Source organism: Nocardia gipuzkoensis, assembly GCF_021183645.1.
Classification (GTDB): domain Bacteria; phylum Actinomycetota; class Actinomycetes; order Mycobacteriales; family Mycobacteriaceae; genus Nocardia; species Nocardia abscessus.
In genome coordinates this window covers 719,240-742,388 of the sequence record NZ_CP089225.1, presented here as the reverse complement: position 1 = coordinate 742,388, position 23,149 = coordinate 719,240, and the positions used below count along the sequence as shown (strand labels likewise).

General features: G+C 67.9%; 24 protein-coding genes and 1 tRNA gene. 15 read left to right on the top strand and 10 right to left on the bottom strand.

Features of this window, described 5'->3' with window-relative positions; genetic code table 11:
• Positions 1–41 precede the first annotated feature (41 nt).
• The 3 genes from LTT66_RS03435 to LTT66_RS03425 all read left to right on the top strand — a co-directional run bounded on the left by LTT66_RS03435 (position 42) and on the right by LTT66_RS03425 (position 2,975).
• Positions 42–1,097 carry a phosphotransferase family protein gene (locus LTT66_RS03435; RefSeq protein ID WP_408638740.1) on the top strand — a complete coding sequence of 352 codons (1,056 nt, stop codon included), beginning with the start codon at positions 42–44 and terminating at the stop codon, positions 1,095–1,097.
• A 73-nt stretch (positions 1,098–1,170) separates the two neighbouring features.
• On the top strand, positions 1,171–1,701 hold the full coding sequence (locus tag LTT66_RS03430; protein WP_233063709.1) for a DinB family protein: 531 nt from the start codon (positions 1,171–1,173) through the stop codon (positions 1,699–1,701).
• 143 nt (positions 1,702–1,844) lie between these two features.
• Positions 1,845–2,975, top strand: coding sequence for an NDMA-dependent alcohol dehydrogenase (locus tag LTT66_RS03425; RefSeq protein ID WP_181720633.1), 1,131 nt, complete (start codon positions 1,845–1,847; stop codon positions 2,973–2,975).
• 6 nt (positions 2,976–2,981) lie between these two features.
• Here the strand turns inward: LTT66_RS03425 and LTT66_RS03420 are convergent, their stop codons facing one another.
• Positions 2,982–3,329 (bottom strand): iron chaperone, encoded by a 348-nt coding sequence (locus LTT66_RS03420; RefSeq protein ID WP_195097952.1) that lies wholly within the window; start codon positions 3,327–3,329, stop codon positions 2,982–2,984.
• A gap of 69 nt (positions 3,330–3,398) precedes the next feature.
• Entirely contained in the window at positions 3,399–4,592 is a 1,194-nt protein-coding gene (locus LTT66_RS03415) for a serine hydrolase domain-containing protein (RefSeq protein WP_233063708.1), read from the bottom strand.
• A 42-nt stretch (positions 4,593–4,634) separates the two neighbouring features.
• Here LTT66_RS03415 and LTT66_RS03410 point away from each other — a divergent pair, with 42 nt between their 5' ends.
• Together LTT66_RS03410 and LTT66_RS03405 are read left to right on the top strand one after the other, a co-directional pair.
• Positions 4,635–5,468, top strand: coding sequence for a serine hydrolase domain-containing protein (locus tag LTT66_RS03410; RefSeq protein ID WP_233063707.1), 834 nt, complete (start codon positions 4,635–4,637; stop codon positions 5,466–5,468).
• Positions 5,469–5,563: 95 nt separating this feature from the next.
• Complete coding sequence (locus LTT66_RS03405) at positions 5,564–6,097, top strand: DUF3145 domain-containing protein (RefSeq protein ID WP_181720629.1); 534 nt, start codon at positions 5,564–5,566, stop codon at positions 6,095–6,097.
• Between the two features lie 181 nt (positions 6,098–6,278).
• On the opposite strand, the gene LTT66_RS03400 is transcribed toward LTT66_RS03405, so the two are convergent.
• Positions 6,279–7,046, bottom strand: a complete 768-nt coding sequence (locus tag LTT66_RS03400) for a methyltransferase domain-containing protein (RefSeq protein ID WP_408638819.1) — start codon at positions 7,044–7,046, stop codon at positions 6,279–6,281.
• Positions 7,047–7,376: 330 nt separating this feature from the next.
• Between LTT66_RS03400 and LTT66_RS03395 the strand changes: the two genes are divergently transcribed.
• Together LTT66_RS03395 and LTT66_RS03390 are read left to right on the top strand one after the other, a co-directional pair.
• The gene (locus LTT66_RS03395; RefSeq protein ID WP_233063705.1) at positions 7,377–7,598 is read left to right on the top strand and encodes a hypothetical protein; all 222 of its coding nucleotides are present in this window, start codon (positions 7,377–7,379) and stop codon (positions 7,596–7,598) included.
• 255 nt (positions 7,599–7,853) lie between these two features.
• Positions 7,854–8,672 carry a class I SAM-dependent methyltransferase gene (locus tag LTT66_RS03390; RefSeq protein WP_233063704.1) on the top strand — a complete coding sequence of 273 codons (819 nt, stop codon included), beginning with the start codon at positions 7,854–7,856 and terminating at the stop codon, positions 8,670–8,672.
• A 17-nt stretch (positions 8,673–8,689) separates the two neighbouring features.
• On the opposite strand, the gene LTT66_RS03385 is transcribed toward LTT66_RS03390, so the two are convergent.
• Both LTT66_RS03385 and LTT66_RS03380 read right to left on the bottom strand, forming a co-directional pair.
• Positions 8,690–9,409 carry a hypothetical protein gene (locus LTT66_RS03385; protein ID WP_233063702.1) on the bottom strand — a complete coding sequence of 240 codons (720 nt, stop codon included), beginning with the start codon at positions 9,407–9,409 and terminating at the stop codon, positions 8,690–8,692.
• A 38-nt stretch (positions 9,410–9,447) separates the two neighbouring features.
• Positions 9,448–10,062 carry a GNAT family N-acetyltransferase gene (locus LTT66_RS03380; RefSeq protein WP_233063700.1) on the bottom strand — a complete coding sequence of 205 codons (615 nt, stop codon included), beginning with the start codon at positions 10,060–10,062 and terminating at the stop codon, positions 9,448–9,450.
• A 194-nt stretch (positions 10,063–10,256) separates the two neighbouring features.
• Between LTT66_RS03380 and LTT66_RS03375 the strand changes: the two genes are divergently transcribed.
• Positions 10,257–10,733 (top strand): hypothetical protein, encoded by a 477-nt coding sequence (locus LTT66_RS03375; RefSeq protein ID WP_233063698.1) that lies wholly within the window; start codon positions 10,257–10,259, stop codon positions 10,731–10,733.
• A 379-nt stretch (positions 10,734–11,112) separates the two neighbouring features.
• Here LTT66_RS03375 and LTT66_RS03370 read toward each other — a convergent pair.
• The 4 genes from LTT66_RS03370 to LTT66_RS03355 form a co-directional block, all read right to left on the bottom strand.
• Positions 11,113–11,184, bottom strand: a tRNA-Val gene (locus LTT66_RS03370).
• 17 nt (positions 11,185–11,201) lie between these two features.
• The gene (locus tag LTT66_RS03365; RefSeq protein ID WP_043688949.1) at positions 11,202–11,666 is read right to left on the bottom strand and encodes a peroxiredoxin; all 465 of its coding nucleotides are present in this window, start codon (positions 11,664–11,666) and stop codon (positions 11,202–11,204) included.
• A gap of 78 nt (positions 11,667–11,744) precedes the next feature.
• Positions 11,745–12,167: a DUF3052 domain-containing protein gene (locus LTT66_RS03360; RefSeq protein ID WP_043688988.1), complete on the bottom strand. Its 423-nt coding sequence runs from the start codon at positions 12,165–12,167 to the stop codon at positions 11,745–11,747.
• Positions 12,168–12,293: 126 nt separating this feature from the next.
• A complete protein-coding gene (locus LTT66_RS03355) occupies positions 12,294–12,851 on the bottom strand; it encodes a hypothetical protein (protein ID WP_233063696.1) in 558 nt (185 codons plus the stop codon).
• Between the two features lie 327 nt (positions 12,852–13,178).
• On the opposite strand from LTT66_RS03355, the gene aceE reads away from it, so the two are divergent.
• From aceE to LTT66_RS03320, 7 genes are all read left to right on the top strand, one after another.
• Entirely contained in the window at positions 13,179–15,977 is a 2,799-nt protein-coding gene (gene aceE, locus LTT66_RS03350) for a pyruvate dehydrogenase (acetyl-transferring), homodimeric type (RefSeq protein ID WP_456299738.1), read from the top strand.
• A gap of 11 nt (positions 15,978–15,988) precedes the next feature.
• Entirely contained in the window at positions 15,989–17,323 is a 1,335-nt protein-coding gene (locus LTT66_RS03345; protein WP_233063693.1) for a PucR family transcriptional regulator, read from the top strand.
• Positions 17,324–17,451: 128 nt separating this feature from the next.
• A complete protein-coding gene (locus LTT66_RS03340) occupies positions 17,452–18,366 on the top strand; it encodes an ACP S-malonyltransferase (protein WP_233063691.1) in 915 nt (304 codons plus the stop codon).
• 120 nt (positions 18,367–18,486) lie between these two features.
• Entirely contained in the window at positions 18,487–18,786 is a 300-nt protein-coding gene (gene acpM / locus LTT66_RS03335; RefSeq protein WP_014982996.1) for a meromycolate extension acyl carrier protein AcpM, read from the top strand.
• Positions 18,787–18,796: 10 nt separating this feature from the next.
• A complete protein-coding gene (locus LTT66_RS03330) occupies positions 18,797–20,047 on the top strand; it encodes a KasA/KasB family beta-ketoacyl-ACP synthase (protein ID WP_043688957.1) in 1,251 nt (416 codons plus the stop codon).
• A gap of 121 nt (positions 20,048–20,168) precedes the next feature.
• Complete coding sequence (locus LTT66_RS03325; protein WP_181720614.1) at positions 20,169–21,602, top strand: acyl-CoA carboxylase subunit beta; 1,434 nt, start codon at positions 20,169–20,171, stop codon at positions 21,600–21,602.
• 215 nt (positions 21,603–21,817) lie between these two features.
• Positions 21,818–22,303 carry a winged helix-turn-helix transcriptional regulator gene (locus tag LTT66_RS03320; RefSeq protein WP_233063688.1) on the top strand — a complete coding sequence of 162 codons (486 nt, stop codon included), beginning with the start codon at positions 21,818–21,820 and terminating at the stop codon, positions 22,301–22,303.
• A 59-nt stretch (positions 22,304–22,362) separates the two neighbouring features.
• Here the strand turns inward: LTT66_RS03320 and LTT66_RS03315 are convergent, their stop codons facing one another.
• Positions 22,363–23,049 (bottom strand): nitroreductase, encoded by a 687-nt coding sequence (locus LTT66_RS03315; RefSeq protein ID WP_233063685.1) that lies wholly within the window; start codon positions 23,047–23,049, stop codon positions 22,363–22,365.
• Positions 23,050–23,149 lie beyond the last annotated feature (100 nt).

The following is a 23,149-nucleotide window of genomic DNA, read 5'->3' as shown; positions in this document are numbered from 1 at the left end:
TGCCTTCAGTTCTGGTCGGCCGGTGGTGCACAATGTGGGACATGTCTGTTGCGCAACCGGTCGATGTGGATCCCGCGGTCGTCGACTTCGCCGTTGTCGGAAAGTGGATGGATGAGCAGGGTCTGCCCTCCGGCGAGTTCGAGGACGTGACCGCGCTGGGCGGCGGAACGCAGAACATCATGCTCCGCTTCGGCCGGGGCGGCCGGACCTATGTGCTGCGCCGCGGGCCGAAGCATCTGCGCGCGAAGAGCAACGACGTGATCCGGCGCGAGGCCCGGCTGCTCGGGGCGCTCGGCGGCACCCAGGTTCGCGCGCCCCGGGTGATCGCGGCCTGCGCCGACGAGGCGGTGCTCGGCGCGGTTTTCTACCTGATGGAGCCGATCCACGGTTTCAATCCGCAGAACGAGCTGCCCGACCTGCACGCGGGCGATCCGGAGATTCGCAGGCAGATGGGTCTTTCCGCGGTCGAGGCCATCGCACGGCTCGGCGCGCTGGACTATCAGGCGCTCGGGTTGGCCGATTACGGCAAGCCGGAGGGCTTCCTGGAGCGTCAGGTGCCACGCTGGCTCGGTGAGCTCGAGTCCTATTCGGCCAACGAGGGCTATCCCGGGCCGGAGATCCCCGGTGTGGCGGCGGTCGGTGAGTGGCTGGACCGCAATCGTCCCGCCCAGTGGACCCCGGGCATCCTGCACGGCGACTGCCATTTGGCGAACATGATGTTCTCCTTCGACGGCCCGCAGGTGGCGGCGATGGTCGACTGGGAGATGTCCACCATCGGCGACCCGCTGCTGGATCTGGGCTGGCAGATCGCCACCCGCCCGGAGCCGGGCACGACCGGCGCGGCGCTGGTGGGCAAGCTCGGCGCGGTCGGCGGGCTGCCGACGGCCGAGGAGATGATCGCGCACTACGGGCAGTTCTCCGAGCGCGACCTGAGCGCGATGCCCTGGTACACCGTGCTGGCCTGCTTCAAGCTCGGCATCGTCCTGGAGGGCACCCATGCCCGCGCCTTCGCGGGTAAGGCTCCCAAGCAGGTCGGCGACTTCCTGCACGCGATCACGCTGGAACTCTTCGGGCGGGCGCAGCGGCTGATGGAGTGAACTGTCGGGAAGTTGCCGACAAGTGACCGGATATCGGTGGAAGGTGTCATCCGGCCGCGCCTAGGTTGAGCGCATGCCGATCGTTCCCGATGTCAAAGACTGGACCTGGGTGCTCGAGCGCCCCTGTCCGCAATGTGGTTTCGACGCTGCCGCGACCGCCTACGAATCCGTCCCCGCGCTGACCAGGGATGCCGCCGACCGCTTCGCCGCGGTGCTCGACCGTCCCGGCGTCCGCACGCGTCCGGATGAATCGACCTGGTCCGCCCTGGAATACGGCGCGCACGTACGCGACGTGTGCCGCCTGTTCGACACTCGACTCGCTCTGATGCTGGCCGGTACCCCCGAGGACGAGCCCCCGCGTTTCGCGAATTGGGATCAGGACGAGACCGCGGTCGCCGACCGCTACAACGAGCAGGACCCGGCCCGGGTGGCCGCGGAACTGGACGAGGCCGCCGAGCGGGTGGCGCGCTGCTTCGAATCGGTGCCGCCCGAGCGGCGTGGTCTGCGCGGCGCGCGCAGCGACGGAGCGCTGTTCACGGTGGAGTCGTTCGCGCGGTACTTCGTGCACGATCTGGTGCATCACGTGCGCGACGTCCGGGGCTGACTCATCGCGAAACTGTAACGCGTTCGGTTCTGAGGTCACGCTATACCGACGATTTTTTCGACCAGTACTAGAACGCGTTACATTTTTCTCGTACTGTGGGTGCAGTCACATACAAGCACGTGCATGCGAGAGGGTCGACAGGAATGAAGACGAAGGGCGCGATCCTGTGGGGGATCGACCAGCAGTGGTCGGTGGAGGAGATCGAGGTCGGTGACCCGGTCGCGGGCGAGGTGCAGATCCGGATGGAAACCGCAGGTATGTGCCACTCCGACCATCACATCGTGACCGGTGCGACCCCGATGCCGTCCTTCCCCGTCATGGGCGGGCACGAGGGCGCGGGCGTGATCACCAAGCTGGGCCCGAACTGCCCGGCCGATCTCCAGGTCGGCGACCACGTGATCCTGTCGTTCATCCCCGCCTGCGGCCGCTGTCCGGCTTGCGTGGCAGGACACATGGCGCTGTGCGACCTGGGCGCGGGCCTGCTGATGGGGCAGGCCATCAGCGACGGCACCTACCGCATCCAGGCCCGCGGCGAGAACGTCATCCCGATGTGCCTGCTGGGCACCTTCGCGCCGTACATGACGGTGCATCACACCTCGGTGGTCAAGATCGATCCGAGCATTCCGTTCGAGGTCGCCTGCCTGGTCGGCTGCGGCGTGCCCACCGGCTTCGGCTCCTCCACCCACGTCGCCCAGGTGGCCCCGGGCGAAACCGTGGTGATCGCGGGCATCGGCGGCGTCGGCATGAGCGCGCTGCAGGGCGCGGTGCTGTCGGGCGCCTCGAAAGTGGTGGCCATCGACCCGAACCCATGGAAGCGCGAGCAGGCGCAGAAGTTCGGCGCCACGCACACCTACGAGAGCATGGCCGCCGCGATCATGCCGCTGATGGAGGCCACCGAGGGCCGGATGGCCGAGAAGGTCATCCTGACCATGGGTGAGATGCACGGCGAGTACATCGAAGAGGGCCTGATCCTCACCTCGAAGGCGGGCACCCTGGTGGTCACCTCGATGGGCCGGATGGACGAGAACGACGTCAAGCTGAACAGCTTCCTGCTGTCGATGCTGCAGAAGACGGTGAAGGGCTGCATCTTCGGCGGTGGCAACGCCCGCCAGGACGCGCCGCGCCTGCTCGCGCTGTACAAGGCGGGCCAGCTGAACCTGGACGACATGGTCACCCGCAGCTACTCCCTGGAGGAGATCAACCAGGGCTACCAGGACATGCTGGACGGCAAGAACATCCGCGGCATCATCAAGTACACCGAAGCGGACTGGTAGATCGCCTCAGCGTCGCTCGGCGAGCGCGGTGGCGATCCGTGCGATCAGCTCGTACGGCACCGGTTCGCCGAGCCGGAACCGCAGCGTTCCCTTGCCCGCCCGGTACGGCTCGAGTTCGCGTTCCAAGGCCGGATCGCCGTCCGGGATCGGGTAGAGGCTCACATGCTGCTTCCAGCCCGCGAAGTGCACGACATTGCGGCCGTGCAGCTTGAAGGTGGGGATGTCGTAGCTGATCGCCTCGGTGGCGTCGGGCAGCGCACGCCGGATGGCGGCACGGATCCCGCTGAGGATCTCGCGCACGTCGTCCGGGAATCCGGCCAGATACGCGTCGATGTTCTCGGGCTGCTCCGCCACCAGGGTCTCCTCGGTTCCGCCGATCGGCTACCGCTGTTCGAGCGCGGCCAGTCTACGGAACCGGGGTGCTCAGATCGCGCAGCGCAAGAGGGCGTCGCGCAGGTTTCGGCTGCGCACGTCGTCGAGCACCGCGAGGCCGAGCCGGTTCATCGTGTAACCGAAACCCAGACCGGTCGCGGGGTCGGCGAAGCCGAACGAGCCGCCGAGTCCGGTGGTGCCGTACGCGCGCTTGTCCGAGCCGAAGCGGAACGAGCCGCGCGACTTACGGAAGCCCAGGTGGTAGCGGCTCTTGGTGTGCAGCACCAAGTCGTCGGCGGGGACGTCGTCGGCGGTCTGGGCCGCCGCGAGCCGGTCCAGCAGCGCGTCGTCGATCGGCAGCGCGCCGGTGCGACCGGCGGCCGCGCCATAGACCTTGGCCAGCGCGCGGGCGTTGCCCACCCCGTTGGATCCCGGCAGTTCCACTTCGAGGAATTCGCGGCGGGTGGCTCGTGCCGGCGCTCCGCAGCGCGGGTTGGTCAGCGCCGCGTAGGACAGCCCGCGTTTGGCGTAGATCTCGGCGCCGATGCGCAGGGGGAGATCGCGCTCGTAGCGCAGCACGTCCACGCCGCGGGTTGCCGACATCGTGGCGATGCGGTCCATGCCCTGTTCGGCGGGCAGACCGATGAAGAAATCCGCACCGAGCGGTCCGGCGATGTCTTCGGCGAAGATCCGTCCGAGCGTGCGGCCGCGCGGATCGACCCGGCGCAGCAGTTCGCCCTGATACAGGCCGAGGGTGATCGCGTGATAACCGTGCCTGGTGCCGGGACGCCAAGCGGGTTTCTGCTCCGCGAGAATGCGCGCGAGGCCGTCCAGGTCGGCGACCTGCGCCAGGCGCACGGTCTCGCCGAGGCCGGACAACCCCGCCTGGTGGTCGATCAGCTGGCGCACGGTGACCGTGTCCTTGCCGTGCGCGGCGAACTCCGGCCAGTACTTCGCCACCGGCTGCTCGTAGTCGAGCACTCCCTCGGCGACCGCGGCGGCGACGGTGAAGGCCGCCATGCCCTTGGTGGAGGAGAACACCGGCACGATCGTGTCCCGCTCCCACGGCAGCGTGCGCCTGCGATCGCGGAAGCCGGCCCACAGATCCACCACCGGGCGCTCGCCCGCGTAGACCGCTACGGCGGCGCCGATTTCCCCGTGGCGCTCGAAGTTGCGGCGGAAGGCGTCGGCGACCGGTCCGAAACCGGACGCGACGTCACCGTGAACAGTGGGCTTTTCACTCATGGTGAGTCGATGGTAGTCACGCGGTTCTCGTAGGCTCGCAGGGTGCGTTCACTCGAGCAGATTCGGGAATGGCCGGTACGGCACGCGGCGTCCGCGGTGGTCACCGCCGACGGTGCTACCGCGAGCGAAGGTTCGGTCGAGCGGGTGTTCCCGCTCGCGTCGGTGACCAAGCCGCTGGTGGCCTACGCCGTGCTGGTAGCGGTGGAGGAGGGCGCGGTCGAACTCGACCAGCCCGCGGGGCCGCCCGGCGCGACGGTGCGCCATCTGCTGGCACACACCTCCGGGCTCGCCTTCGACACCACCGACGTGCAGGCGCGGCCCGGTGTCAAGCGGATCTACTCCAGCGCGGGCTTCGAGGTGCTCGCCGCGTTCGTCACCGAGCAGACCGGAATCGCGTTCGACGAGTACCTGCGCGACGCGGTGTTCCGGCCGCTGGGCATGACGGATTCGGTGCTGGCCGGTTCGGCCGGGCACGCGGGACGCTCCAGCGCGGCGGATCTCGCCCGCTTCGCCGCCGAATTGCTGAATCCGCGGTTGATCTCGGCGCAAACGCACGCGGAGGCCACCTCGGTGCAGTTCCCGGGTGTGAACGGTGTGCTGCCCGGCTATGGTTCGCAGCGCCCCAACGACTGGGGGCTGGGCTTCGAGATCCGCGACGGCAAGACGCCGCACTGGACCGGTGGCACGAATTCGCCACAAACCTATGGACATTTCGGCCAATCCGGGACATTTTTATGGGTTGACCCGAAAACGGGGTTGGCGTGTCTCGCCCTGAGCGACGAGAATTTCGGCGACTGGGCGCGCGCGGCCTGGCCACCACTGAGCGATGCTGTCATCGCGGAGGTGACCGCCACGCGCAACACGGTTGCGAAGTAACACGTGTAACTTCGGGCACTCCAGTACACTCGGGCAACGCCAGTTCGACGAATCGTTGGGGAAGACGTTCCTCGTCGAAGCTGGAGGTGTTGGTGGTGCGCGCATCGAGTCAGTTCGCGGACGCGACGGCGGGTGTGGTCTACATCCACTCGTCGCCTGCCGCGCTGTGCCCGCATGTCGAATGGGCACTCACCTCTGCCCTGGGCGCCCCGGCGAAACTGCGCTGGACCGCCCAGCCGGCCGACGGTCAATTGCGCGCCACCAGTGAGTGGATCGGCCCCGTGGGGACCGCCTCGAAGATCGCCCAATCGTTGCGCTCCTGGCCGGTTCTGCGCTTCGAGGTGACCGAGGACCCCAGCGACGGCGTGGACGGCGAGCGCTACAGCTTCGTTCCCGGCCTCGGTCTGTGGCACGGCTCCACGAGCGCCAACGGCGACGTCATGATCGGCGAAATGCGCCTGCGCGCCATGCTCCAGGCCACCCGCGAACTCGGCAAGTACACCGCCTACGACCTGGCCGCCGAAATCGACCGCGCCCTCGGCACCCCCTGGGACGAGGACCTCGAAATCTACCGCTACGGAACCGATTCCGGCGCCGAGGTCACCTGGCTGCGCCGGGACGTGGGGTAGGTCGCGCCGCTCCGGTTCCGGCAGCCACCCGGGATCTACGGTCCATCATCGACTCGCTGCGACGCCGATCGCTCGGACAAACTCGAACGTCGCCCCGCATTCCCGAGGGCGGTCGTATCAGCAGTGCGTACGAGCACGGCCGGATGCGGGGCGGCAATGGTGAGAGCCGTTCGGCCCAGTCCTATTTCGCGGGCGGACCCAGACGTCCGAGAACGGCGAACATGGTGACCGAGAGGTGGTAGTCGCCTCGGGCGATCCCGGCTTCCATGGCGGCGGACAGGTCGTGACGTTCCTGCTCGGTGATCGCTCCGTCGGAGCGGGCGCGCTCGGTCATCTGGGCGAAGAGCGGGCGGATGGTTTCCGGGTCCCAGATCACCGCTTCCGATCCGATGTCGTCGATCGCGAAACCGGCGGCGGTGAGCAGGCCGCGCAGGCTTCGGCCCGACTTGGGGTTCGGGGTGGTCGCGAGCATCGACGTGCTCAGGCGGGCGATCACGTCGTCGTCGCCCGGATGGGCGATCGCGGTGTGCCAATCGCTGTCGATGAGCAGCACCCGCCCACCCGGCCGCAGGACCCGCGCGATCTCGGCGGTGGCGGCGGCCGGGTCGTCGAGGTGCTGGTAGACGCGTTCGCAACGGACCGCGTCGAAGGAATCGTCCGGGAAGGGCAAGCGGTAGGCGGTGCCTTCCACGAAACGGGCGCGCACCCCGGCGGCCTCGGCCCGCGCTCCGGCGACGGCGAGCATCGCGGGATTCGGATCGACACCGACCGCCTCGCCGTCCGGCCCGACGCGCTCGGCGAACGCGAGCACCTCGGACCCCGTCCCCGCACCGATATCCAGCGCTCGCTCACCAGGCCCGACCGCGAGAACGTCATGCCCCCATCGCCGCATCCGCCGAATGCCCGGCAGCGCTGCCTGAAGATCGAGGATGGCAACCAGCAGGGCCATCGGGTCGTCGGCGGCCTCGCCGGGCCGTTCGGACCGATCAGCGGGTATCGCATCCGTGTGGAACGACGGTGCCGGACGGGGCGTCACGTTTTCGGTCGGCATGCCCCGACAGTAGTCGCCGCACCCGGCGGCGAAAGGCGCTCCGACAAGCTGTACCGCAGCTCCGCTTCGAGTCGCGGGTACCCGAGGTCACACGTCGAGCGTGTCGCGACGCCGGGTGCCCGGCGTCGGCCCACCAGAACTGGCGGCTGTCGTCTGCTCGTCGGCGGACGTACTGTCGTCACACGGTCGGGGCCGGATAGCAAGGAGTCGACCATGAAGCATGCCGGTATGCGCGTCATCGCGGCCACCGCGATCGCACTGACTGTCGCGACGGCTGTGCCTGCCACGGCAACCGCCGAAATCACCGCCCAGCCGGTTGCCTCGGCGGTGGATCTGCCCCCGGGAGTTGTCGACTCGGTACGCGGCGCGATCGCCAGCGTGTTGTTCTTCGGCATTGTCGGTTTGTGCTTGGTCCGTGTCCTCCCACCGGACCAGTGCCATTTTTTCTGAGTGTGGCTCCGACACCGACTCCGTATCGTCGTCGCTCGCAGTCCGGTGAGCGCGGGCAGAAGCTGATCTATCCGGTTTGTTGGTGACCGTTACCGGGTAAGCACCCGTTTGGCTCGGGATTCGACGAGCCCACGTTCTGAGTTGGTGCGCGAGTGAAACGCCCGTGCAGGTGCATGGTGCGGACCTTCTTTCGGTAGCTGAGCGGGTGTGAACCCGCGAATGGTTCGACCGGCCCGACGACAAAGGGAGCGTCAGATGACCGAATCCGGTTCCGCGGATCTCAAGAAGCGGCATCGCGCCATGTGGGCACTGGGCGACTATTCGGCCGTCGCCACCGAGGTCATCCCGGGGCTCGGCCGGCGTCTGGTGGAGGCTTGCCGGATCGGCCCGGGGCAACGGGTGCTGGACGTCGCGGCCGGATCCGGGAACGCCGCGATCCCGGCCGCGGAGACCGGTGCGAATGTCGTGGCGAGCGATCTCACGCCGGAGTTGTTCGAGGCGGGTCGGCGGATCGCCGCTGCCAGGGGCGTCGACCTGCAGTGGCAGGAAGCCGACGCCGAGGCATTGCCCTACGCCGACGCCGAGTTCGACGCCGTGATCTCGTGTGTAGGTGTGATGTTCGCGCCGTTCCACCGCGCGGCCGCCGACGAGATGGTGCGCGTGGCCAAACCAAGCGGCACGATCGGGCTGATCAACTGGACGCCCACCGGATTCATCGGGCAGATGTTCGCCACGATGAAACCGTTCGCTCCGCCGCCCCCGCCCGGCGCGCAGCCGCCTCCGCTGTGGGGCGACGAAACGCATGTCCGGGGTCTGTTGGGTGACCGCGTCACCGACCTCGAGTTACGGCGCGAGAACGCGGTCATCGACCGTTTCGCCGACGCCACCGAGTTCCGCGACTTCTTCAAGACCTACTACGGACCGACGGTCGCGGTGTACAAGGCCATCGCCGGGGAACCCGACAAGATCGCGCAGCTGGACGGCGCACTCGCGGAGCTCGCGGCCCGCCACGATGTGGGCAACGGGCGAATGGAATGGGAGTACCTCTTGGTCACCGCACGCCGATCGGGGTAGGCGGGCGAGCGCGGCCATCAAGAGGCGGCGAGGGGGTGATGCCGCGTCGGATCGTACTGCTCGAAATAGGACTCACCCACGGCGAACATTCCGCGTTGCGGCAGCCAGAAGTCACCCAATCTGGTCTGCTCGGCCAGTGGCCCGGGAGGACCGATGTCGATGCCATCGATCCGGGCACTGCTGTTTTCGACGGTCCACAGCATCCGGGGGTTGGCCAGGAACCACTGACCGTTCGGGGAAGTCCCGCGCAGCCGCACCCGCCCGACGCCCAGCGCGGGGCCCGCGACCAGCGACATGAGGGACAAGACGGCAGGCCGTCGCCATAGAGCGGCAGGCATCATGCGACCGAGACCCGTCATCGCCACCGTCGCGGCCGATCGTCCCAGCTCGAGATCCCACTCGATCCGGTCGCGCACCTGCACTGTGAGCGCGGAGGGACCCGTCCAGGTCACCGAGATATCTGCCATTCGCGCGTCTTCGAGCGCTGAGCCGAAATAGCGGGCGCAACTGGTGTCCGGGGAGACACTGCTGTAGATCACCCACTTGCCCGCGGGGTCTCGATGCCACACCGCGTCGTACCCCGCACCGACGGAGCTGGCCGGGAAATGCCGCAGCGCCAAGTAGTGGCCGCTGGTGAAGGGCATTCCCATCACCCCGTAGCCGGAGAATCGCTCCTCTTCCGCACCCGGTGGGAGCGCTTTGTCGATTTCTGCGATCGATCGTGGGCTGTCGGTCATCGCCAGCCTCCTCGCGGAGTGGACTTGTGCCGATTATTTTACGTCTCGCGGAGAGGGCGGACGGCTGCGGCCGCATCCACGACGTGCTCACCAGCTGGGGGCACGACAGGCCGGCCGTCGGCGGCCACACGGTCGGCGGTGTCGATCCAGTAACGCCGTGCCGGACCGATCTCGGTGTCCAGGATGCGCTCGAGAACGCCGCCTTGGCGCTCGATGGTGTTCGCCGAGGCGATGTTGTCGGCCGCGCAGACGATCAGCACCCGATCCATTCCCAGTTTCCCGGCCTCATCCAGCGTCCGGCCCAATGCCCAGGTGGCCAGCCCGCGCCGACGCGCGGACGGTCGGATGCCATAGCCGATATGGCCTGCCCATCGCACGAAGTCGTCGAAACCGTGCCGCAGAGCGATCCCGCCGAGCACCTGATCGCCTTCAACGATCCATCGGTACGTGCAACGCGCCCTGCCTGCTTCGACCCCGACCTGACCCGATTCGTCAGCCAGCCGGGCCACCCAGGCCGCGAAACCGGTCGGCGAGTCGACCTCGTCGGCCGGCCGCAGCCCGAAGCCATCCTCGTGCCGGCCGGGACCCCACTCGTCGTACGCCTCGAGCCAAGCGGTGTGCAGGCGCGTAGTAGGAGCGATCAGCCCGGGCATATCGCGACGATACCGATTCGGGGTGAACGACGACCGCCCTCGCACCGCTCGGCGCGAAGCGGAAACCGCCTGATCGGAGGCGGGTGGTCCTCCCGGCGCGCAGGCGGTCGTAGTCGTCGTGCTCGAGGCAATCGGCCGGCGCCGTGCGGCGCGCCTGTACCGAGTCGTCGTCGGCCTTTGGGAGTATCCAGTTCGTGTCGGATTGGGTGGAAGTGAGCCTCGCTCGTGAGTCGCTGAACGCCGGCGACGATTCGCGCCCGCACGGCCAACGCTGGATGTTTCCGGCCACGTCCACGATCCACGAGTTGGTGATCTGGATCGCTGCGCACTACGTGCCGCGGATACCCGGCGTTCACCACTGGGAGCTATATATCGATTCGGACAACACCCACGACGGCTGGATCTGCACAGGAAGCATGGGTTGGCCCTTCTGGGGGTGCCCCCTCGGCGTCCTGTACACGCACACTCACGATGTGGGTCCTGTCGAGGAGCTGGAAGACAAGGTGGCCCTGTACCTTTCAGGAGATTGGAAATTGGGCGGGCTCGCCCGCACGTCGCGCCTGAAAGTGACAGCCGCACATACCTATAGAGACCCCGCAGAACCGACAAAGGTCGGCAAAATCTACGAAAGCCGATCCTTTGAGGGCGGCCGCCCGATCAGGGTGGATTAGGTTCTGTCTCCCGAAAGGTCTCCAGCTGCCTGCCATTTCCCTCGACGCATCCCGCTCTTGGAAGGCGGAGTCGGAGAAGTTGTCGCGGTTGTCGCGGTGTCCTACGACAGGCGTTCGAATGACGGGCTGTCGATGGACCGGCGAGTATCGCCAATCGGGACGCGCCGGGCCTTATCTTCTCCCACCCAGTCATGGGGTAAGGGCTACCACGTCGAGCCCTTGCTGATCTTGGCCGCGTTCCCCGTAGATCTGCGCGTGGCGGAGCCCCTCAACGTCGCGCATGATCCGCCACTGAATCCTGCCCCACGTTTGCCCCATACGACCTGCGTGGGGCGAGTCGTCAAACGCCGAGTATGAGTCCTACCTGCATCTTCTTCGGTGGGCGCAGAGGGGATCGAACCCCCGACCGCTGGTGTGTAAAACCAGTGCTCTACCGCTGAGCTATACGCCCGTGCCGTTACCGGCGGCTTATGAATCTAGCGCGGCGAGCGCTTTCTCCCAAGCTGCCTGGTCACGGGGCTCGCCGGGGCCGTTCATCTCGGCGAAGCGGATGTAGCCCTCGCGGTCGACGACGAACGTGCCGCGATTGGGGTAGCCCGACTTCTCGTTGAAGACGCCGTAGGCCTGGGCGATCGCGCCGTGCGGCCAGAAATCCGACAGCAGCGGGAAGGTGTAGCCCTGTTCGGCCGCCCAGATCTTGTGGGTGGGCGGCGGGCCGACCGAGATCGCGATGATCTCCGCGTTGTCGTTCTGGAACTTGGGCAGCTCGTCGCGCACCTTGCACAACTCACCCTGGCAGATCCCGGTGAACGCGAGCGGGTAGAACACGATGAGGACGTTCTTCTTCCCCCGGAAGTCCGAGAGGGTCACTTCCTGGTTGTTCTGGTCCTTCAGCGTGAAATCCGGCGCGAGAGTGCCAACCTCGAGCGGCATAGCGAATCCTCCATCGTGTCGGGTTTCCACCGGGCGGCCCTCCGAGACCAACCCTGGTGGAAACCATAGCGCGGTGGCTCAGCGCTGCTTCGAGGGCGCCTTGGGCTGAACCAGCCTGCTACCCGTCCACGAGCCGAGACTGATCGCCGAAGTCTGCGTCAGACCGGCGGTCGGTGCGGATTCTGCGATTTCGCTCGGCTCGACATGGCCGGGCTGTCCGGTCTTGGGGGTGAGCACCCAGACGAAACCGTCGTCGGCCAGCGGGCCGATCGCGTCCATCAGTGCGTCCACCAGGTCACCGTCGCCATCGCGCCACCACAGCAGCACAACGTCGATCACCTCGTCGGAGTCCTCGTCTACGAGTTCGCCGCCGACCGCGTCTTCGACGTCGGCCCTCAGTTCGTCGTCGACGTCCTCGTCCCAGCCCAATTCCTGGACAACCAAGCCGTGTGTAATGCCAAGCTTCTGAGCGTAGTTCTGCGCGTCCGCCGCGGCGACCACGGTGGTGTCCTCCTCAACTCCCGACAGTAGGTAGTTGCAAGCGAACATGGTTATGGCCTTCAGCGCAAGCCGATCCGGCGAAATAGCTACGGAATGTCGCGTTGCGATGGTGTGTCAAGGGCTTTCTCAGCGTTTCGGACACGAGTCGCGCACGACGTTGCGCGCGTCGTTGACCCGCCTGCTGGCGTCGTTGAGCGCCGCGACCGGGGCGGTGTAGGTCATCGTGCGCGTCTCGGCGGCGAGTGCGCGGGCCGCGATCACGTACTCTGTGAGCTTGGCCGCCAAGTCCGCGGGTAGCGCGTCCTTGGCGGAGTTCACGCCGCTCTCCACCTTGTTCGCGGCGTCCTCGAGGGTCTGCGCCGCCGAGTCGCGCTTGGTGACGTAATCGGGCGCGTTCGAATCGTGCGCGTCGACGAACTCGTTGTACCTGCTCACGCCCGCACCGGTGGTGCCGGGGAACTGGCCGCAGTTGTCGGCGATGGCCTTGGCCTCGGCTGCCGCGCGCCGGGAGGAGGTCGCGGCCGCCGACGAGGACGCCGCTTCGGTCTTGTAGGCCGCCAGATCGCTCGCGTTCGGACCGGCCACGCCGTCCACCTGGTTGGCACATCCCGCGACGACCAATCCGATGGCAACGGCTCCGGTGGCGCACACCATTCCGAACCCCCGTGGGTTCAGCAGCTTCATCGTCCTCCCGCTCCTCAGGGCTGCCACGCTCGACTCACCTTGCCTGTCGAACGGTACTGGATTTACGGCTGACATGATGATTTGGGACGCGTCATCGGCAAGGATGGATGGTGCGCCCGAACCTTTCGTAAACGGGCGGTCCGCCAACCAGCGAAACCGCCCGGGGATACCGACGCCATCAGCATGTCCACCCCTGTACGAGGAGCAGATTTGACCGACCTGATCCACTCTGCCGCACCGGCGAAATCCGCCGGTACCAACCCCGCCCCCGCGCCCGCCGCGAGCCGCGATCCGAACGGGTCGCACCCGCCGCAGCCGGGCGGGCGGGTGCGGGTGATCCGCGAAGGGGTGGCGTCCTACCTACCGGACATCGACCCGGAGGAAACCAGCGAATGGCTCGAGTCGTTCGATGAAATGCTCGACCGGGAAGGTCCCGGCCGTGCGCGTTACCTCATGCTCCGTCTGCTGGAGCGGGCCGGTGAACGTCGCGTCGCCATCCCATCCCTGACCTCCACCGACTACGTCAACACCATTCCCACCGAGAACGAGCCGTGGTTCCCCGGCGACGAGGAGGTGGAGCGGCGCTTCCGCGCCTGGATCCGCTGGAACGCCGCGATCATGGTGCATCGCGCCCAGCGGCCCGGGATCGGCGTGGGCGGGCACATCTCCACCTACGCGTCCTCGGCGGCGCTGTACGAAGTCGGCTTCAACCACTTCTTCCGTGGCAAGGATCACTCCGGCGGCGGCGACTCGATCTTCATCCAGGGGCACGCCTCGCCGGGCATCTACGCCCGCGCGTTCCTGGAGGGCAGGCTGTCGTCCGATCAGCTGGACGGGTTCCGGCAGGAGTACAGCCACGGCGGCCCCGGCCACGGGCTGCCGTCCTACCCGCATCCGCGCTTGCTGAACAACTTCTGGGAGTTCCCGACGGTGTCCATGGGCCTGGGCCCGATGAACGCCATCTACCAGGCGCGGTTCAACCACTACCTGCACGACCGCGGTATCAAGGACACCTCCGACCAGCACGTGTGGGCCTTCCTCGGCGACGGCGAGATGGACGAGCCGGAGTCGCGCGGTCTCGCGCACGTGGCGGCCATGGAAGGTCTGGACAACCTGACCTTCGTCGTCAACTGCAACCTGCAGCGCCTGGACGGCCCGGTGCGCGGCAACGGCAAGATCATCCAGGAGCTGGAGTCGTTCTTCCGCGGCGCGGGCTGGAACGTCATCAAGGTGATCTGGGGCCGCGAGTGGGACGCGCTGCTGGGCGCCGACCGCGACGGTGCGCTGGTGAACCTGATGAACAGCACTCCCGACGGCGACTACCAGACCTACAAGGCCAATGACGGCGCCTACGTGCGCGACCACTTCTTCGGCCGCGACCCGCGGACCAAGGCGCTGGTGCAGGACCTGTCCGACCAGGAGATCTGGAACCTCAAGCGCGGTGGTCACGACTACCGCAAGGTGTACGCCGCCTACGCGGCCGCGATGGCGCACAAGGGCCAGCCGACGGTGATCCTGGCCAAGACCATCAAGGGCTACACCCTCGGCAAGCACTTCGAGGGCCGCAACGCCACGCATCAGATGAAGAAGCTGACCTTGCAGGACCTCAAGGACTTCCGCGACCTGCAGCGGATTCCGATCAGCGATGCCGAGCTGGAGAAGGATCCGTACCTGCCGCCGTACTACCACCCCGGTATGGAGGCCCGCGAGGTGCAGTACATGCTCGACCGGCGCAAGGCGCTCGGCGGGTTCCTGCCCGAGCGGCGCGCCGCGGCCAAGCCGCTGAAGCTGCCCGGCGACGAGGCCTACCGGTCGGTGCGCAAGGGGTCGGGCAAGCAGAACGTGGCCACCACGATGGCCCTGGTGCGGCTGATGAAGGAGCTGCTGCGGGACAAGGAGATCGGCAAGCGGATCGTCCCGATCATCCCCGACGAGGCCAGGACCTTCGGTATGGACTCCTGGTTCCCTTCGTTGAAGATCTACAACCGCAATGGCCAGTTGTACACATCGGTCGACGCGGAATTGATGCTTGCCTACAAAGAGAGCGCCGTCGGGCAGATCCTGCACGAGGGCATCAACGAGGCAGGCTCGACGGCGTCGTTCACCGCGGCGGGCACCTCGTACGCCACGCACGGCGAGCCGATGATCCCGCTGTACATCTTCTACTCGATGTTCGGCTTCCAGCGCACCGGTGACGGACTGTGGGCCGCGGCCGACCAGCTCGCCCGCGGGTTCGTGCTCGGGGCGACCGCCGGGCGCACCACGCTGACCGGTGAGGGCCTCCAGCACAACGACGGGCACTCCCTGCTGCTCGCCTCGACCAACCCGGCCGTGGTGACCTACGACCCGGCGTTCGCGTTCGAGATCGCGCACATCGTGCGGGACGGCCTGCGCCGGATGTACGGCGGCGGCACCGCGCCCGAGGGTGCGGCTCCGCTGCCCGGCACCCATCCGCACGGCAGCGCGGGTGAGTTCGGCGGCGAGGACGTCTTCTACTACATCACCCTCTACAACGAGCCGTACCCGCAGCCGGCCGAGCCGGAAGACCTCGACGTCGCGGGTCTGCTCAAGGGCATCTACCTGTACAAGCGCGGGGGTGAGGGCGCGGTGCGCGCCCAGATCCTGGTCTCCGGCGTCACCGTGCCGGACGGCCTGCGCGCACAGGCGCTGCTCGCGCAGGAGTGGGGTGTGCAGGCGGACGTGTGGTCGGTGACCTCGTGGGGCGAGCTCCGCAAGGAGGCGCTCGACAAGGAGATCGCCGCGCTGCGCAATCCGGGCGCCGATCCCGGCGTCCCGTACGTCACCGAGGCGCTGTCGCGGGTCGACGGCCCGTACGTCGCGGCGACCGACTGGATGCGCGCGGTGCCCGATCAGGTCCGCAAGTGGGTACCCGGCGACTTCACCACGCTCGGCACGGACGGTTTCGGCTTCTCCGACACCCGCCCGGCCGCGCGACGGGTGTTCAACGTCGACGCGCAGTCCATCGTGGTGGCCGCGCTGGCCGGTCTCGGCCGCACGGGCGGGATCGATCCCGCCAAGGCGGTCGAGGCGGCGGCGAAGTACCGGATCGATGACGTCGACGCCGCGCCGAAGCCCGCGGCAAGCGCCGAAGAAGAACTCGCGTAGCGGAACATTGGATGGTGGATCGTAAACCGCCGCGGCCGCGACGGATCTCCGAGGGCTCTTCCGAGCACGAGGTGTATCTGCCGACGGGCGCGCTCTCCCCGAACCGGCAAACCCGCGACCCCCTTCCGGACACACTGCTCAAACGGGTGAAGCAGTTCTCCGGCCGCCTCTCCACCGAGGCGGTGGGGTCGATGCAGGATCGGTTGCCGTTCTTCGCCGATCTGGACGCCGCGCAGCGGGCGGGCGTGCAGATGCTGGTGCAGACCGCGGTGGTGAACTTCCTGGAGTGGCTGCAGGACCCCGACAGCGACATCCGGTTCAGCCTGGATGCCTTTCAGGTGATCCCGCAGGACCTGGCGCGGCGGTTGACGCTGCGCCAGACCGTGGACATGGTCCGCGTCGCCATGGAGTTCTTCGAGCAGTGGCTGCCCGCGCTCGCGCGCAACGACCGGCAGCTGGTGGCCCTCACCGAGGCGGTGCTGCGGTACGGGCGTGAGCTCGGGTTCGCCGCCGCCTCGGTGTACGCCAGCGCCGCCGAGTCGCGCGGCGCGTGGGACACCCGGCTGGAGGCGCTCGTCGTCGACGCCGTGGTGCGGGGTGACACGGGTCCGGACATGCTCTCCCGGGCCGCGACGCTGAACTGGGACGCCACCGCACCGGCGACGGTGCTGGTGGGCACCCCGCCCGGCGAGCAGGGCGTCTCCTCGGTGGGGTCGGTGCATGCCATCGCGGCGCGGCACGGGCGGGCCGCGCTCGCGGTGGTGCAGGGCGCCAGACTGGTGATGGTCGTCTCCGGGCACCTGGGGGAGACCTCGCACGTCCCCCCGTTCCTGGCCGACCTGCTCGCCGAGGTGTTCTCCGACGGTCCGGTGGTGATCGGGCCGACCACGCGCACCCTGGGCGCGGCCCACGCCAGTGCGGTGGAAGCGCTGGCCGGAATGGAGGCCGTGGTGGGCTGGCGCGGGGCGCCGCGGCCGGTGCACGCGGCGGAATTGTTGCCGGAACGCGCTTTGTTGGGTGATCGAGCTGCGATCGACGCGCTGAACGAGTACCTTGTCCTACCGTTGGCCGCGGCGGGGTCGTCGCTGGCGGACACGCTCGATGCCTATCTGGATTGTGGTGGAGCTGTCGAGACGTGTGCGCGTCAGCTGTACGTCCATCCAAATACGGTTCGGTATCGGCTCAAGCGCATCGCCGAGATCACGGGCCGTGATCCGATGAATCCTCGGGACGCCTACGTGCTCCGGATCGCCGCCACAGTGGGTCGTTTGACACGAACCCGTAACGAATCGTCAACATCTGCCCCAGAGGACCCTCGGGTCTCGCTCGGTCACGAGGGGCTGTAACGCATCCGTCGAATCGGTCGATTCGGACAGCCCACGTGGACTTTTGTGGAACCCCCACAAAAGCGCTTCCGAACCTTCATTCGCGTCGACATCTCGTGCGGCCCGCCTCACAGTGTTTTCTTAGAGGCGTGATCGCGTTGTTCGCCCCTGGACAGGGCTCCCAGACACCCGGCATGCTCGCGCCCTGGCTCGACCTTCCCGGCGCGAACGAGCGCCTCACGCTGTGGTCCAAGGCCTCCGGCCTGGATCTGGTCCGTCTCGGCACCACCGCGACGGCCGAGGAGATCACCGACACCGCCGTCACCCAACCGCTGGTGGTCGCCGCGGCGCTGCTCGCGTTCGCGGAGATCTCGCAGGACGCGCTTCCGGCCGATACCATCGTCGCCGGGCACTCGGTCGGTGAACTCGCCGCCGCCGCGGTCGCCGGAGTCATCTCCGCCGACGACGCGGTCCGGCTGGCCGCGATCCGCGGAGCGGAGATGGCCAAGGCGTGTGCACTGGAGCCGACCGGTATGTCCGCGGTGCTCGGCGGCGACGAAGCCGCCGTGCTGGAACGGCTCACCGAACTCGACCTCGTCCCGGCCAACCGCAACGCGGTGGGCCAGATCGTGGCCGCGGGTCGGTTGGACGCTCTCGCCGAGCTCGCCGCGAATCCCCCGGAGAAGGCCCGGGTTCGGGCGCTGCCCGTCGCGGGCGCGTTCCATACGGCGTTCATGGCCCCGGCGCAGGAAGCTGTGACCGATGCCATAACGAAGATCACGCCGAACGAGCCGACCAGGGTCCTGCTCTCGAACTTCGACGGCAAGCCGGTCACGTCCGGACAGGACGCGATCGACAAGCTCGCCGCGCAGGTCACCCGGCCCGTTCGCTGGGATCTGTGCACCGAAACCGTCCGGCGAGCCGGCGTTTCGGCAGTGGCGGAACTGCCGCCGGCGGGCACCCTCGTCGGTATCGCGAAGCGGGAGCTGAAGGGCACGCCCACGCTGGCCCTGAAGACCCCGCAAGACCTCCCCGCGTTGGCTGAGCTGACCGTGTCCGGCTAGCTTTCCTCCGCGACCGAGCATTCAGATGCGAGGTCGTGACCGAGAGGCGGTAACTATTACCGCGCTCGATCCGAAAAAAACCAGTAGAGCCCTACAAAGTATCAAGAAGGGAGCCACGAAGTGGCCGCTCTGACCCAGGAACAAATCGTCGAGGAACTCGGCAAGATCATCGAAGAGGTGACCGGTATCGAGCCCTCCGAAGTGACGATCGAGAAGTCCTTCGTCGATGACCTGGACATCGACTCGCTGTCCATGGTCGAGATCGCGGTTCAGACCGAGGACAAGTACGGCGTGAAGATCCCCGACGAGGATCTGGCCAGCCTGAAGACGGTCGGCGACGCCGTCGCCTACATCCAGAAGCTCGAGGCCGAGAACGCTGACGCGGCCGCGGAGCTCAAGGCCAAGTTCGACGCCGAGTAGGGCCGAAACAGTGACCACTCCTTCCACCTTGAACGGGAATTTCCCCAACGTCGTCGTAACCAGCCTTGCGGCGACCACGTCGATCGCGGGTGACGTCGATGCGACGTGGAAGGGACTCCTCAACGGCGAGAGCGGCATAGACGTTCTCGAGGATTCCTTCGTCGAGGAATACGACCTTCCGGTCCGCATCGGCGGCCACCTGAAGGTCCGGCCCGACACTCTGTTGTCTCGTGTCGAATGCCGGCGCATGGCGTACGTCGAGCAGCTCGCGACCGTGCTCGGTCGCGAGGTGTGGCGGAACGCGGGCAGCCCGGAAGTCGACCCGGAACGACTGGGTGTGGCCATCGGCACCGGATTGGGGGGCGGCGACGCCCTCATCGATTCCGTGGACAAGCTGAAGAACGGCGGCTATCGCAAGATTTCCCCGTTGGCTGTGCAGATGGTCATGCCGAACGGCCCCTCGGCCGTTGTCGGTCTCGAACTGAAGGCCAGGGCAGGAGTGGTCACTCCGGTCTCGGCATGCTCGTCCGGCTCCGAGGCCATCGCCAATGCCTGGCGCATGATCGTCATGGGTGACGCCGACATCGTCGTCACCGGTGGCGTCGAGGGCTTCATCGACGCGGTGCCGATCGCGGCGTTCACCATGATGCGCGCCATGAGCACCCGCAACGACGATCCGAAGGGCGCGTCGCGTCCCTTCGACAAGGATCGCGACGGCTTCGTCTTCGGCGAAGCGGGCGCGCTCATGGTCATCGAGACCGAAGAGCACGCCAAGGCCCGCGGCGCGACCATCCACGCGCGACTGCTCGGCGCAGGCATCACCTCCGACGGCTTCCACCTCGTCGCGCCCGACCCCACGGGTGACGGCGCCGCGCGGGCGATGACCAGGGCGATGCAGTCCGCGGGGCTGACCAAGAAGGACATCACGCACATCAACGCGCACGCGACCGCGACGCCGATCGGCGACACCGCCGAGGCGAACGCGATCAGCAAGGCCGTGGGCAACCACGCCTCGGTGTACGCGCCCAAGTCGGCGCTCGGTCACTCGATCGGCGCCGTCGGCGCCCTGGAGTCCGTGCTGACCGTGATGAGCATTCGCGACGGCATCGTTCCGCCGACGCTGAACCTGGAGAACCAGGATCCGGAGATCGACCTCGACGTGGTGAAGGGCGAAGCCCGCCGCCAGGAGATCGAGTACGCGATCAACAACTCCTTCGGATTCGGTGGGCACAATGTGGCGCTCGCCTTCGGTCGGGCATAGCCGCGCGATCGACTGCACACGATCCCGGCGGGGTCGGCCATTCGCACTGGCCCGGCCCCGCCGCGGTTCGCCATACGCAGCCGCAGCAGCGGCACACTCATCGAGTTGAGGAGACCACGCGATGACAATCATCGCTCCCGCGTTGCATCAAGAGACGGCGACCGACCCGCGCGATCCGCTGGGTCGACTCCAGCGCTTCTTCGATCCCGGGACCATTCTTCCGCTCCATCCGCGTGACAAGTCCGGCGTGCTCGCCGCCATCGGCGAGGTGGACGGCGTCCGCACCGTCGCCTACTGCTCCGACGCCACCGTGATGGGCGGCGCGATGGGCGTGGAGGGCTGCAAGCACATCGTCGACGCCATCGACACCGCCATCGGCTCCGGCGTCCCCGTGGTCGGCCTGTGGCACTCCGGCGGCGCTCGCCTGGCCGAGGGCGTCGAGGCGCTGCACGCGGTCGGCCTGGTCTTCGAGGCCATGGTCCGCGCGTCCGGGCTGGTGCCGCAGATCTCCGTGGTGCTCGGCTTCGCCGCCGGTGGCGCCGCCTACGGCCCGGCGCTGACCGACATCGTGATCATGGCTCCGGAAGGCCGCGTCTTCGTGACCGGCCCGGACGTGGTGCGCAGCGTGACCGGCGAGCAGGTGGACATGGCCACCCTCGGCGGACCCGCGACGCACGGCAAGAAGTCCGGCGTCACCCACATCGTGGCCGACGACGAGGCCGACGCGCTGCACCGCGCACGCCGGCTGGTGTCGATGTTCGCCGAGCAGGGCGAGTTCGACCTGGTCGCGGCCGAGCACGGCGACGTGGACCTGAAGGCCCTGCTGCCGGAATCGGCCAAGCGCGCCTACGACGTCAAGCCGATCATCCACGAGCTGCTCGACAACGTGGACGGCGAGTCGTCGTTCGAGGAGCTGCAAGGGCTGTACGCCCGCAGCATCGTCACGGGTCTGGGTCGCCTCGGTGGCCGCACCGTCGGCGTGCTGGCGAACAACCCGATCCGGCTCGGCGGCTGCCTGAACTCCGAAAGCGCGGAGAAGGCGGCGCGTTTCGTGCGGCTGTGCGACGCGTTCGGCATTCCGCTGGTCGTGGTCACCGACGTGCCCGGCTACCTGCCCGGTGTCGGCCAGGAGTGGGAAGGCGTCGTGCGGCGCGGCGCGAAGCTGCTGCACGCGTTCGCCGAGGCGCGCGTTCCGCGGGTCACGCTGGTCACCCGCAAGATCTACGGTGGCGCCTACATCGCGATGAACGCCCGCTCGCTCGGTGCGACGGCCGTCTACGCGTGGCCCGGTTCCGAGGTGGCCGTCATGGGCGCCAAGGCCGCGGTCGGCATCCTGCACAAGAAGGCCCTCGCGGCCGCGCCGGAGGAGGAGCGCGAGGCGCTGCACGAGCGGCTCACCGCCGAACACGAGCGCATCGCGGGCGGCGTGGAGCGCGCCATCGCGATCGGGGTCGTCGACCAGGTCATCGACCCGGCGAAGACCCGCAGCACCATCGCCGCGGCACTCGCCGCGGCCCCGGCCCGCGCCAGCCACCACAAGAACATTCCGCTCTGATCGACCCACCGAAGCGGGCCCCGGCACTCCCGGGGCCCGCTTCGCGTTTCCGGCCCTCGCGGAACGGCCCGGCATCGGGCAGCGCTGACCACGGGTGCCGCTTCGCCCGGTCGAGTGGCTGAGTCGATTCAGTGGTGGGGTGTCCTCGTCCGAAACGGACGGGATCGTGAGCTTTCCCGGGGCGGGCTCGGGGGAGTGGTCGGTAGCATCGGGAGGTGCGCTACGAAGAACTGGCCGACGTGCCGTGCTCGATCACGCGCCCCCTCGTGATCTTCGGTGATCGCTGGACTCTGCTCATCCTCAAGTCTTGCTTCTCCGGCATCCGGCGGTTCAACGCTTTTCAGAGCACGCTGGGCATCTCGCGCAGCAGGTTGCAGGATCGGTTGGACCGGCTGATCAACAACGGCATCCTGGTCAAGCAGAAGGCTGCCGTGGGCGCGCACGAGGAATACCGCCTCACGCCCAAAGGCCACGACATCTACCCGATCCTGCTGGCCATCCGTGATTGGGGCGATGCCTACATGGCGCCCGAAGGGCCTCCGGTGCGCTACAGCCACCGCGAGTGCGCGGGCGAGGCGCACGTCAAACTCGAATGCGATACGTGCGGAAGCGAACTCACCGCCCGCGAGGTCACCCCGGAGCCGGGGCCGGGCTTGCTGAACGTCACCGGCGCCGACGTGACCGCGAACAGCACGCGCTAGAAATCGTCGCGGCGGCGAACGCCGTGCGGGCGACCACGCTGGGCGCGGTCGCGCGGTGATCAGTCGGCGAACCAGGTGGCGACTTCCTCGGGCTCGGCCCGGGTGGTGCGGAAGCCGTTGACGGGATGGTCGAGGTCCGGGTATCCGAACGAGATCCCGGCCACGACCTTGCGATGTTCCGGAATACCGAAGTACTCCCGGATGAAGGGGGAGTACGAGGCCAGCGCGGCCTGCGGCGCCGCGCCGAGACCGAGGCTCTGTGCGCCCAAGAGGAAACTGCCGATGTAGAGGCCGCAGTCGACCGCCCCGTAGACGCCCAGATCCGCCTCGCTGGTCACGATCGCCACGTGCGGCGCGTCGAAGAGTTCGAAGTTCCGCACGGCCTGTCGCATGGTCTTCTCGTGGTCGCCTTTGACGATGCCGACGCTGTCGTAGAGTTGCTTCCCGCATTCGCGCCTGCGGTCGCGGTACACCCCGGTGTATCGGCCGGGGAACTCGAAATCCGGTGCGGGCGTGGCGGTCGCGATGTGCTCGACCAGCTCCTTCCGGAAGCGATCGGTGCCCGCGCCCTCCGTCACCACGACCTGCCACGGTTGGGTGTTGCACCACGACGGGGTCCGCTGGGCCAGCCGCAAGAGGGCGCGGATGGTGTCGCGCTCGACGGGCTGGGAGCGGAACTGCCTGCAGGTCCACCGTTCGTCGAGCACCCGGGTCAGCGCCGTGAAGTCGTCGGTCGTCACTGTCATTCCCCCGCCTCCTTATCAGTCCTATTTCGAGACCAAAGCTAGCATCGAACACTGCGACGCGAAAGCCGGGCGGCCGCACGGTCGCCGAGGGCGGGCGCGT

Excerpts from the sequence above, each read along its gene's own strand:
- LTT66_RS03435 (WP_408638740.1), top strand. The coding sequence starts at position 42 with ATGTCTGTTGCGCAACCGGTCGATGTGGATCCCGCGGTCGTCGACTTC.
- LTT66_RS03430 (WP_233063709.1), top strand. The coding sequence starts at position 1,171 with ATGCCGATCGTTCCCGATGTCAAAGACTGGACCTGGGTGCTCGAGCGC.
- LTT66_RS03425 (WP_181720633.1), top strand. The coding sequence starts at position 1,845 with ATGAAGACGAAGGGCGCGATCCTGTGGGGGATCGACCAGCAGTGGTCG.
- LTT66_RS03415 (WP_233063708.1), bottom strand. The coding sequence starts at position 4,592 with ATGAGTGAAAAGCCCACTGTTCACGGTGACGTCGCGTCCGGTTTCGGA.
- LTT66_RS03400 (WP_408638819.1), bottom strand. The coding sequence starts at position 7,046 with ATGGCCCTGCTGGTTGCCATCCTCGATCTTCAGGCAGCGCTGCCGGGC.
- LTT66_RS03395 (WP_233063705.1), top strand. The coding sequence starts at position 7,377 with ATGCGCGTCATCGCGGCCACCGCGATCGCACTGACTGTCGCGACGGCT.
- LTT66_RS03390 (WP_233063704.1), top strand. The coding sequence starts at position 7,854 with ATGACCGAATCCGGTTCCGCGGATCTCAAGAAGCGGCATCGCGCCATG.
- LTT66_RS03385 (WP_233063702.1), bottom strand. The coding sequence starts at position 9,409 with ATGACCGACAGCCCACGATCGATCGCAGAAATCGACAAAGCGCTCCCA.
- LTT66_RS03380 (WP_233063700.1), bottom strand. The coding sequence starts at position 10,062 with ATGCCCGGGCTGATCGCTCCTACTACGCGCCTGCACACCGCTTGGCTC.
- LTT66_RS03365 (WP_043688949.1), bottom strand. The coding sequence starts at position 11,666 with ATGCCGCTCGAGGTTGGCACTCTCGCGCCGGATTTCACGCTGAAGGAC.
- LTT66_RS03355 (WP_233063696.1), bottom strand. The coding sequence starts at position 12,851 with ATGAAGCTGCTGAACCCACGGGGGTTCGGAATGGTGTGCGCCACCGGA.
- LTT66_RS03345 (WP_233063693.1), top strand. The coding sequence starts at position 15,989 with ATGGTGGATCGTAAACCGCCGCGGCCGCGACGGATCTCCGAGGGCTCT.
- LTT66_RS03325 (WP_181720614.1), top strand. The coding sequence starts at position 20,169 with ATGACAATCATCGCTCCCGCGTTGCATCAAGAGACGGCGACCGACCCG.
- LTT66_RS03315 (WP_233063685.1), bottom strand. The coding sequence starts at position 23,049 with ATGACAGTGACGACCGACGACTTCACGGCGCTGACCCGGGTGCTCGAC.